Origin of the sequence: Pseudomonas sp. REP124 (assembly GCF_020164475.1) — a bacterium.
Taxonomy (GTDB): domain Bacteria; phylum Pseudomonadota; class Gammaproteobacteria; order Pseudomonadales; family Pseudomonadaceae; genus Aquipseudomonas.
Window position 1 is genome coordinate 1 of record NZ_JAIQWX010000189.1, and the last position, 10,805, is coordinate 10,805.

Below are 10,805 nucleotides of genomic sequence, written 5' to 3' on the forward strand. Positions count from 1 at the left end.
GATCACAATATCCTCAAACGACCCATAACCCTGTGGGAGCGGGCTTGCTCGCGAAGAGGCCGGCACATCCAACATCCTTGTAGACTGACCCAACGCCTTCGCGAGCAAGCCCGCTCCCACAGTTTTTGCGTCAGCCACAATATCCCCGAATACCCCAGGACCCTGTGGGAGCGAGCCTGCTCGCGATGGCGTCAGCCCAAACACCACCCACAAAAAAGGGGACTTCCGTCCCCTTGCTTTTCGGTGTCAATCAACGCCGACCCATCAATAAATATCCTTCGACAACAAGGTAAACGGCGTCTTCACCAGAATCTTCAGATCCAGCCACAACGACCAGTTATTGATGTACTTCAAATCAATCTCGACCCGCTTCTGCATCTTGTCCAGGGTATCGGTTTCACCCCGGCAGCCATTGATCTGCGCCAGCCCAGTGATCCCCGGTTTGATCCGATGCCGCGCCATGTACGCCAGAATCTTCCCGGAATAATAGTTGTTGTGCGCCACCGCATGCGGACGTGGACCCACCAGCGCCATATGCCCCTGCAGCACATTGAACAACTGCGGCAGTTCATCCAGCGAAGTGCGGCGGATAAAGCGGCCAACGGCGGTAATACGCGAGTCGTTACGGCTGGCCTGCTTCACTTCCTTGTCATCGTGAACCCGCATCGAGCGGAATTTCCAGACCTGAATCACCTTGCCGTTCCAGCCATGGCGATCCTGCTTGAAGAACACCGGGCCGGGCGAGTTGAGCTTCACCGCCAGTGCGATGATCAGCAGCACGGGGCTCAGCAGAATCACCGCCAGCAGCGCCACGCTTTTTTCCATCAGGCTCTTGCTCAGGGCGGCGGTAGGGCGGCTGGTCAGTGGGCTTTCGTTCAGGTAGATCGCCGGCAGACCGTCAACGACTTTCACCGAATGATTGAGCAGCGTCAGGCTATTCAGATCCGGCACCCACACCACATCGACGTTGGCATCCAGCAAGTCGCCATACATCGCTTCGATCTTCGCCGCTTCGGACAGCGGCAGGGTGATATACAGGCGACGGATGTCGTGGTCCTTGATCAGCGCCAGCAACTCCTCCTGGGCACCAACGATGCGCGGCGCATCCGGTTCCATGGCGGGCAGGGCGCCGTCGCTGACCAGACCTACCAGCGGCAGGTTTTCATGTTCGCTCAACTTTCTGGCCAGCCCCAACGCCAGTTCGCCCGTGCCGACGATCAGGGTTTTATGCTCGCTCTTGCGCGATCGTTGGTAGTACTTCGAAAACGCATGCAGCGGCGCATAAAGGAACGCCTGGCCGAGGAAGCCATACACCGCCCAGCTCAGGATCACTTCCCGGGAGAACAACGCATCGGCCTTGCAGACAAAAGCCACGCAGGCCAGGCCGCCCATGGTCATGGACCAACCCATGAGCAGGCGACCGAGACCGGTCACATAGTTGTCCCGTTTGCGATACACGCCGCTGAACGTATAAGCCGGGACCGAGGCCAATACCGTCAGAACCGCGCACATACGGTAGTAAAACTCGACCGATCCGGTGTGCTGATCGGCAAGTATGAATAACAACGAAACGACGAAGGTTTGCGCCAGCGCCCATTGACCCCAAAAGGTAAGTCCCTTGAGGCCGTTATTTCGATTGATTCGTAAACTAAGATCCATGCGATATCCCCAAAAGACGTCCGTTCAGGTTCGACAGCCGAAACCGAGTTGTTTAAGCAGGCTTATTGTTGTTATTGAAGCTAGTGTCCTGAGGCTAACAACGTCGATAGGCGAACTGTCGTCAGTCAATAGATTAAGTTATTGCCGGAACGGGTGTCTGACGAGTTCTAACAGGAACAGGGTGTTCGAACTTTAATAGTTGGGCATGATCGGTCGTTAGAAAACGTCAATCAGCAGAAGATGAAATAGTCGGGAGGTATTGGGTATTGTAGGGGAGCTGGAGGCAGGAGATTAAATAAGGAGGGAGGCAAACAAAGTGCTCTTTTTGTTATTTTGATCGCACTATTGATGTTTGCATGTTGTGTTTGTCTGGCGAGATCAGGCCGAACGGTTTTCCGCTACCACTTCCTGAATCAGGCAATAACCACGATTGCGCACGGCACGAAACAGGCGTTCGCCATTGCTGGCACTTTTGAACTTGTCCTGCAGGCGACTCAGGCACATTTCCAGGCCACGGTATTGTTCCGGTTCCCGGCCAATGCTCAGAATCAGTTCGTCGCGACTGACGACCCGCTCTTCGTGGTGGAGCATTTTCCTGACCAGTGTGGCTTCCAGACCGGTGAGGCTGATCTCGATATTGTCCTTGATCAATACGTTTTGATCGTCATCGAGTTGCCAGACTTCGCTATAAGGTGCATCGCCTTCTGTTTTTCTCGGTTCCTGCGACATTGCCGGAAGGTGGGCAAAGGGATTACCGGATTGCGCGGCATTCCATTCGGCTTCCAGTGTCGCGAGGATTTTCTGCGTGTCATGTTCGATAGTGTGCGGGATATTCTTCCTGGCCACGCGGGGGTAAGTGAATTCCATCAGCACCGGCGCCGAAGATGTGGGCGCCGCATCTTCAATGAACATTTGCGCCTGGGATGTACTGAACGAATTGAATCGCGAACTGGACAGGAGACTTTCCAGTTCACGTTGTGAAGTTGTGCTGTGAGTCACAACTACAAAATATTTTCTTGGGAGAGTCGTACTGGTTTCCATGTCTTTCTCCTGGAGTACACACCAAATTTGGCGAAAAAAAAGGGATCGGCAGAGAGAGCAAAGCGCTCCCGCGGAGTTAATCGAAAAGGCAGGGTGTTGGTCCCAAACAGGCTCGATAGGTTCCACTCGATCGGCTAGATATTAAACATTTATTGTTATGGTTTAGTGTTAACACGGTCATGGAATTGGATAAACAGCCGCAAACAGCGGGTGAAGCCTATATCTTCGTATAGTTGAAAAAGGGCCCATGGTCAGACCCTTGCTTTTGCTCGATTCAGGCTGTCGAAATCAGCCCACGCATGAGGCGGTATCCATAGCCGCGAATGCTCTGGATGGCGTTCGTGCCGTACACGTCCTTGATTTTTCCGCGCAAACGGCTGATCGATTTTTCCAGCGCCCTGGGATCATAGAAATTGGTATTGAGCCCCATGATGCTGGCGATTTCGTCATGGCTTAGAATGTGATTACTGTTTTGCGCAAAAGCTTCGAGGATCTTCATTTCGGCAAAGGAAATGTCGAGCCGCATGCTGTTATCCGACAGGCAAATGCGGGTCGGGTCCAATACCAAATTGATGTCTCTTTGCCACTCTTCACTATTGAAGAAGTCGGCAAGTAACTCAAAGCTTTCATCGGAAAGAGTATTGAACTTGATACAAAAGTCGGCACCGGCAAGATAGTACTTGATCTTGTTGAACGCGCCGCGACCGGTGATGACCGCGCAAATGATAGGGGCCAGGTTGTCATCGCGAAGGCTTTGCACCAGCGCAAGGTTTTCTTCCATGGCCTGAGGGCTGTCGATGATGACGAAGATGGCGCGATATGAACCCTGGCAACCATTACCGTTATACGAATGAGTGTACGAACTTGCCTCAAGCGTTATATCGGCGTGAACGTGCCTTGCGACTAATGCACTAAAATGTTCAGCCACGCCGCGAGTACGACCCAGGGTGAGAACACCCGGTTCGCTGTCCTTGCGGTGCTGAATTCTAGTAGTCGCCAAGTTCCCTGTAAGCATAGTGCTTTAACTCGAAAAGGTGCTGTCATCGGGATGTTAAAGCACCGGTTCTGATCTGTGACTGACAATTGGTAACATTCACGCGGAAATCAGACGTGGATCGCGAGTTTCTTAACAATAACTAGGCTTTTCAAGGTTTTAGTTGCTTTTCTCGGTGGGGTGAACTAGTGGAATATCCTGTTTAGATGCTGGCAATATGCGATTGTGCCACTATTTTGTTATGACGGAATAGCGGTATTTATGTCCTTTTGCCACTGTTTTGCCTTCGATCTCCAGTTCATGGCCAATGGCCTCTTCCGTTAAATTCCGGGTGATTGTGAATCCGGTCACATTTGTTCTGCGATCCAGCGCTTTCTACCTGTTAATTCCGTATTTGGACAATCCAATACCCGGACGTTTATTAACAAGCCTTGAGTGGTCTGTTTATCAGGACATATTCTGCGCCGCTGAAATCGGCCGATCGCTGCATGCGGCCGAATTCTTTCATCTTAGTTGCTCAATACCTGAAAGCAGGCCACCCCATTAAAAGTGGCCCGAGGGAGGATTAATGGATTTCTGGACCCTTATAAAGGTGTTGATATTAGGCGCTGTAGAAGGCCTGACCGAGTTTTTGCCCATCTCCAGTACCGGGCACCAGATTATCGTCGCGGACTTGCTGGAGTTCGGCGGCGAACGCGCCATGGCGTTCAACATCATTATTCAATTGGGCGCCATCCTGGCGGTGGTGTGGGAGTTCCGTCGCAAGATCTTCGATATCGTCAAAGGCCTGCCCACCGAACGCAACGCGCAACGCTTCACCCTCAACCTGCTGATCGGCTTTATGCCGGCAGTCGTGCTGGGCGTGTTGTTCGCGGACAAGATTCATCAATACCTGTTCAACCCGATCACCGTGGCGGTCGCGCTGGTGGTGGGCGGCATCGTGATGTTGTGGGCCGAGCGGCGCGAGCATGTGGTGCACATCGACCATGTCGACGACATGCGTTGGTCCGACGCGCTGAAGGTAGGTTTCGCACAATGCCTAGCGATGATTCCAGGCACGTCCCGCTCCGGATCCACCATCATCGGCGGCTTGCTGTTCGGCCTGTCCCGCAAGGCGGCCACCGAATACTCGTTCTTCCTGGCGATGCCCACCATGGTCGGCGCCGCGGTGTACTCGGGCTACAAGTATCGGGACCTGTTCCAGGCCGGCGACCTGGCGGTGTTCGCCACGGGATTCGTGACTGCGTTCTTTTTCGCGATGATCGCCGTGCGCGGTTTGCTTAAGTTCATCGCCAACCACAGCTATGCGGCGTTTGCGTGGTACCGGATTGTGTTCGGCTTGCTGATCCTGGCCACCTGGATCTTCGGCTGGGTGAACTGGACGGCGGCCGCAGCCGCCTGATCCGTACTGCCGGGGGGCATCAACGCCCCTCGAGCAACCCTGCCGCCTGATCCAGCAACGCCAGCGGCTCCTTGGTCTTGTGAATATCCACCGACAACAACTGGCGAAACTTGCGCGCACCGGGGAAACCGGTGCCCAGCCCCAGCATATGCCGCGTGATGTGATGCATCGCACCACCCGCATCCAGATGCGCAGCGATATAAGGACGCATCTGCGCCAGCGCCTCGGCGCGGCTGATCACCGGCGCGGTGCTGCCGAACAGTTGCTGATCCACCTCAGCCATCACATAAGGGTTGTGATAAGCCTCGCGCCCCAGCATCACGCCGTCGAAGGTCTGCAGATGCTCGTGACAAGCCTCCAGCGTCTTGATCCCGCCATTGAGAACGATCTCCAGGTCCGAAAAGTCCGCCTTCAACCGCGCCGCCACGTCATAACGCAGGGGCGGAATCTCACGATTCTCCTTCGGCGACAGGCCTTCGAGAATCGCAATCCGCGCATGCACGGTAAAACTCGTGCAACCAGCCTCGCGAACCGTGCCGACAAAATCACTCAGCTCTTCGTAACTGTCCCGCCCGTTGATCCCGATGCGATGCTTGACCGTCACCGGAATCGACACCGCATCGCGCATCGCCTTCACACAATCGGCCACCAACTGCGGATGCCCCATCAGCACGGCGCCAATCATGTTGTTCTGCACCCGATCACTCGGGCAGCCGACATTCAGATTCACCTCATCGTAACCATGCTCCTGCGCCATGCGCGCACAAGCCGCCAGATCCAGCGGAACACTACCGCCCAACTGCAACGCCAGCGGGTGCTCGGCTTCGTCGTGACGCAGGAAACGATCGTGATCGCCGTTGAGGAGAGCGCCGGTGGTGACCATCTCGGTGTAGAGCAGGGCGTTCTTCGACAGCAGGCGCAGGAAGAAACGGCAGTGGCGGTCCGTCCAGTCCATCATGGGGGCGACGGAGAAGCGGCGGGAGAGCGGGGCTGTTTGCTGAGACATGGGGGAATCTGGATCTGGAATGCGAAGGGCCGCAGTTTATCAGGGATGAAGGAATGGTGTTTGGAGAGGCTTATAGTGATGATTCTTGGCATCTCCCGATATTTCTGTAGAAGCGGAGCAACGATCATGGAATACGACGACAAACTGATTGAAGACGCTGTGCTTGCTCTGTTGGCAGCCTTCAGTTCCGACAGAGGCAACGCCTGGAAAGGCTTCGACTTCGGGGTCATGAATCGATTACATGAGCATGGCTTCATTAATGATCCGGTGGGCAAAGCGAAATCAATATGGTTGACGCCGGAAGGGATGGAGCGAGGTCAGAAGATAGCCGCTCGGCTGTTTGGGGTTGAAAGCTCAAAGGGGGAATGAGTCCGACCCTGAGACCTGACTTACGATCGCCAGGATTTTGCCACGACGCATTCCCTGTAGGAGCTCGCTCGCGATGGACGTCAACGATGACGCCGGAGGCCTGATGCCCCGCGGCGTTCTCGGGTGCATCGCGAGCAAGCTCGCTCCTACAGGTTCGGGGCAATCCCGCCCTTAAAAGGCTCGACATTTACTGATGTCGTCGACAAATGCGCTCGATCTGACCAGTGGTTTGCAACTGCCATAACCACTTCCAAGAGGCTATTCAGCCTCTGATAACAGTAAACGCAACCAATCGCAGTAGGTAAAACGCTTCCGGTGTGGGGGGAGTGAAGGCACAATACCGCTCCTTTTTTTGGCTGGCCTGATCGGAGGCTGAAATGATCCAGACACCGTACTACCTCATCGACAAGCAAAAGCTGCTGAGCAATATGCAGAAAATTGCCTATGTGCGCGAAAAATCGGGTGCAAAGGCGTTGCTGGCGCTCAAGTGTTTTGCCACATGGTCGGTGTTCGATCTGATGCAGCAGTACATGGATGGCACCACCTCGTCATCGCTTTACGAGCTCAAGCTGGGTCGTCAGAAGTTCGCTGGCGAGACCCACGCCTACAGCGTGGCCTGGGCCGACGAAGAGATCGAGGAGATGCTCGAGAACTGCGACAAGATCATCTTTAACTCCATCGGTCAGTTGCAGCGCTACGCCCAGGCGTCCGCAGGCAAAGTGCGCGGTCTGCGTGTCAATCCTCAGGTGAGCAGCTCGGACTATCTTTTGGCCGATCCTGCGCGTCCATTCAGCCGCTTGGGTGAATGGGATCCGGAGAAGATCGAGCAGGTTATCCAGCAGATTTCCGGTTTCATGTTTCACAACAACTGCGAGAACGGTGATTTCGGCCTGTTCGACAAGATGTTGTGCACGATCGAAGAGCGATTCGGCCATCTGCTGCACAAGGTCGAGTGGGTCAGTCTCGGCGGCGGTATCCATTTCACCGGTGAAGACTACGCAGTGGATGAATTCTGCGCGCGTCTCAAGGCGTTCTCCGAGAAGTACGGTGTGCAGGTTTACCTGGAGCCGGGCGAAGCCGCCATCACGCAGAGTGCGTCGTTGGAAGTCACCGTGCTCGACACCCTTTACAACGGCAAGCACCTGGCAGTCGTGGACAGCTCGATCGAAGCGCACATGCTCGATCTGCTGATCTATCGCCTCAATGCCAAGCTGGCGCCGAGCGAAGGCGAACACACTTACATGGTGTGCGGCAAATCCTGCCTGGCCGGAGATATTTTCGGTGAGTATCAGTTCGACAAGCCGCTGGCCATCGGTGACCGTCTGTCTTTCGTCGACGCTGCGGGTTACACCATGGTCAAGAAGAATTGGTTCAACGGCCTTAAAATGCCGTCCATTGTAGTGAAACAACTCGACGGTACTGTCGAGGTGGTTCGTGAGTTCGATTACAACGATTACATGTCCAGCCTTTCGTAAGCTGGTAGAAAAGGAGAGAAAAAGAAATTGAAGAAGAATGTTCTTATCATTGGTGCAGGAGGTGTCGCCAAGGTGGTGGCCCACAAGTGCGCGCAGCACAACGACGAACTCGGTCGGATTGCTATCGCGTCGCGCAACATCTCCAAATGCCAGGCCATCATCGACAGCGTCAAGGCTAAAGGCAGCCTCAAACAGCCTGCTGAAATCAAGGCCTTTGCACTCGATGCACTGGACGTCGAGGCGACCAAGGCACTGATTCGCGAAACCGAATCGCAGATTGTCATCAACGTCGGTTCCGCCTTCGTCAACATGTCGGTGCTGCGCGCCTGTATCGATACCGGTGCGGCCTATCTGGATACCGCCATTCACGAAGAGCCGGGCAAGATCTGCGAGACTCCACCCTGGTACGGCAACTACGAGTGGAAGCACCTCGAAGAGTGCCAACAGAAGAACATTACGGCCATTCTCGGTGTGGGCTTTGACCCGGGCGTCGTGAACGCCTATGCCGCATTGGCCAAACAACAGTATTTCGACAGCATTGATTCGATCGATATTCTCGACGTCAATGCAGGTTCTCACGGTAAGTACTTCGCCACCAACTTCGATCCCGAAATCAACTTTCGCGAGTTCACCGGGCAAGTGTGGAGCTGGCAAAACAGCCAGTGGCACAGTAATACGATGTTCGAAGTCAAGCGCACCGACGACTTGCCGGTTGTAGGTTCGCAGAACCTGTACCTGACCGGCCATGACGAAGTGCACTCGCTGTCCAAGAACCTCGACGTGCCGAACGTGCGTTTCTGGATGAGCTTCGGCGAGCATTACATCAATGTATTTACCGTGCTCAAAAACCTTGGTCTGCTTTCGGAACAACCGGTCAAGACCGCCGAAGGTCTGGAAGTGGTTCCGCTGAAAGTGGTCAAGGCGGTCCTTCCTGATCCGTCCTCTCTGGCGCCTGGTTACGTCGGCAAGACCTGTATCGGTGACCTGGTCAAGGGCACCAAGGATGGTCAACCACGTGAGGTGTTCATCTACAACGTGGCCGACCACGAAGAGGCCTACGCCGAAACCGATAGTCAGGGCATTTCCTACACCGCCGGTGTGCCACCGGTGGCAGCAGCCTTGCTGGTCGCCCGGGGCGAGTGGGATGTGAGCCGAATGGTCAACGTCGAGGAATTGCCGGCTGAGCCATTCCTGGCGGCACTGGACGTCATGGGCTTGCCAACGCGCATCAAGGACGAGCAAGGAGACCGCGCCCTGAGTTTCGCCTCTTAAGCTGCGCAAGTAATAGGAGCGAGCACGCTTGCGATAGACATTGAAGATACCGCTGGAGGTCTGAACCCCAGCGGCGTCCTCGAGTCCATCGCGAGCATGCTCGCTCCTACAGGTTCAGGGGTAAGCATTGCGACTTACTCAAGCCTGAAGCCGAGCGACCACCTTGCTCAATCCGACGGCCAGCTTGGTCAGTTCACTGCTGGTAACGGTTGTCTGATCGGCCGACCGCGCAACCAGGGCCTGTTGCTCGGACGCCGTGGCAATCAGCAGGTTGCGTTCGTTGATTTCCGTCACCGCCCTCGATATCTCCCGAATCACTTCTCCCGCTTCCCGCGCAATCCCCAGAGACCTGAGGGCTTCGGCGCTGCTTTGCTGCATCGACAGTACTTACTTGTCGGAGCTGACCTAACGAGCCGGGGAGGCGAGAACATCAGTGAAACCTCAAAGGAGGGGCAGGCTGATCCGCGTGGCTGTTTAGGAAGTTGATCAATTCGATTTTCAACTGGATGCATAAGTAATACGCGTTTGTCTTATGGGTTTCGATCGTCGAGCATCCTTTCCTCACGTAATGAGCAGGCTCGCCAAGGTTCACCTGATGATAAAAGCGGTACAGATTTTCCCAATGAATGGACGCGCACCTTCAGCAAGCGAGAAGTTCTGGTTAGCGACCCTCGTGATTGCCAGTTCAGTATTCCAGCCAAGTATGGCGGCCCGTTACGAACTGCCCACTGATGGAAGTTCGAAGGTAGGTGTGAGGCAGTTTGTTATTGCACGCTACGAGGACACGTTCGCTGACCTGGCTGAGCGCTACAACCTTGGCTATCAGGAGATGCTGGATGCCAATCCTGGCGTGGATGCCTGGTTGCCCAAAGTCGGAACAACCATCCAGATACCCACGGAGTTCAAATTGCCCGACGGAGTGAGAGAAGGTGTGGTCATCGATCTGACCGGACTCCGCCTTTACTACTTTCCCGCAGGCACTCGAACCGTTTACACCTATCCAGTGGGAATCGGTCGAGAGGGGTGGTCATCGCCCCTGGGCACGACCCGCATCACCGAGAAAGTCGCCAACCCGTCGTGGTTCCCGACGCCTTCCATTCGCGCGGAACACGCGGCGGAAGGTGATCCGCTGCCAAGCCGCGTACCCCCTGGGCCGGACAATCCGCTTGGTCCGTACAAAATCCGTTTAGGACAATCGACGTACCTCATCCACGGATCGAACAAAAAATTCGGAATTGGTACGCGCACCAGCCATGGCTGCTTCCGCATGTACAACCACGATATCGAAGAGTTTTTTTCGAAGGTGCCGGCCGGCACGAAAGTGCGGATCGTGGGTGACGGGAATGCAGGAAAGGCAGGTGAGGTGGCAGGGTTGGATCGTTCGTGATCTCCGGGGATCAATGGGAGGCGAATGGCGGGGCGGGTCGCGTTCCGTGTAGAGCAGTTAAAAAGGGTCAATCTGCCTCGCAGCAGGCGTAATGCTGTGGAGCCATTATGCGCAAGAAGTTGCGCACTTAAATGTGGATAACCCTGTGGATATATCTCTACAGGCTTCTAATTTCGGTCCTTACAGAGAAGTGCGCAAGA

The 10,805-nt window shown here is 55.0% G+C and carries 9 protein-coding genes and 1 pseudogene; 5 read left to right on the forward strand and 5 right to left on the reverse strand.

Features of this window, described 5'->3' with window-relative positions; translation table 11 throughout:
- Positions 1-264: 264 nt before the first annotated feature.
- The 3 genes from K9857_RS27575 to K9857_RS27585 form a co-directional block, all read right to left on the reverse strand.
- Complete coding sequence (locus K9857_RS27575; protein ID WP_224541294.1) at positions 265-1,659, reverse strand: undecaprenyl-phosphate glucose phosphotransferase; 1,395 nt, start codon at positions 1,657-1,659, stop codon at positions 265-267.
- A 378-nt stretch (positions 1,660-2,037) separates the two neighbouring features.
- The gene (locus K9857_RS27580; protein WP_224541295.1) at positions 2,038-2,700 is read right to left on the reverse strand and encodes a transcriptional regulator; all 663 of its coding nucleotides are present in this window, start codon (positions 2,698-2,700) and stop codon (positions 2,038-2,040) included.
- Between the two features lie 274 nt (positions 2,701-2,974).
- Positions 2,975-3,715 (reverse strand): winged helix-turn-helix domain-containing protein, encoded by a 741-nt coding sequence (locus K9857_RS27585; RefSeq protein WP_224541297.1) that lies wholly within the window; start codon positions 3,713-3,715, stop codon positions 2,975-2,977.
- Positions 3,716-4,262: 547 nt separating this feature from the next.
- On the opposite strand from K9857_RS27585, the gene K9857_RS27590 reads away from it, so the two are divergent.
- The gene (locus K9857_RS27590) at positions 4,263-5,096 is read left to right on the forward strand and encodes an undecaprenyl-diphosphate phosphatase (RefSeq protein WP_224541299.1); all 834 of its coding nucleotides are present in this window, start codon (positions 4,263-4,265) and stop codon (positions 5,094-5,096) included.
- A gap of 19 nt (positions 5,097-5,115) precedes the next feature.
- Here K9857_RS27590 and dusA read toward each other — a convergent pair whose 3' ends face one another.
- Positions 5,116-6,102 (reverse strand): tRNA dihydrouridine(20/20a) synthase DusA, encoded by a 987-nt coding sequence (gene dusA / locus K9857_RS27595; RefSeq protein WP_224541301.1) that lies wholly within the window; start codon positions 6,100-6,102, stop codon positions 5,116-5,118.
- A gap of 126 nt (positions 6,103-6,228) precedes the next feature.
- On the opposite strand from dusA, the gene K9857_RS27600 reads away from it, so the two are divergent.
- The 3 genes from K9857_RS27600 to K9857_RS27610 all read left to right on the forward strand — a co-directional run bounded on the left by K9857_RS27600 (position 6,229) and on the right by K9857_RS27610 (position 9,218).
- Positions 6,229-6,471, forward strand: coding sequence for a DUF6429 family protein (locus tag K9857_RS27600; RefSeq protein ID WP_224541303.1), 243 nt, complete (start codon positions 6,229-6,231; stop codon positions 6,469-6,471).
- A 377-nt stretch (positions 6,472-6,848) separates the two neighbouring features.
- Entirely contained in the window at positions 6,849-7,946 is a 1,098-nt protein-coding gene (gene nspC, locus K9857_RS27605; RefSeq protein ID WP_224541305.1) for a carboxynorspermidine decarboxylase, read from the forward strand.
- A 27-nt stretch (positions 7,947-7,973) separates the two neighbouring features.
- Positions 7,974-9,218 (forward strand): saccharopine dehydrogenase family protein, encoded by a 1,245-nt coding sequence (locus K9857_RS27610; RefSeq protein WP_224541307.1) that lies wholly within the window; start codon positions 7,974-7,976, stop codon positions 9,216-9,218.
- A 138-nt stretch (positions 9,219-9,356) separates the two neighbouring features.
- Here the strand turns inward: K9857_RS27610 and K9857_RS27615 are convergent, their stop codons facing one another.
- On the reverse strand, positions 9,357-9,596 hold the full coding sequence (locus K9857_RS27615; RefSeq protein ID WP_224541309.1) for a hypothetical protein: 240 nt from the start codon (positions 9,594-9,596) through the stop codon (positions 9,357-9,359).
- Positions 9,597-9,840: 244 nt separating this feature from the next.
- Between K9857_RS27615 and K9857_RS27620 the strand changes: the two are divergent.
- Positions 9,841-10,557, forward strand: a pseudogene (locus K9857_RS27620) (L,D-transpeptidase family protein); the annotation flags it as partial.
- Positions 10,558-10,805: the final 248 nt, after the last annotated feature.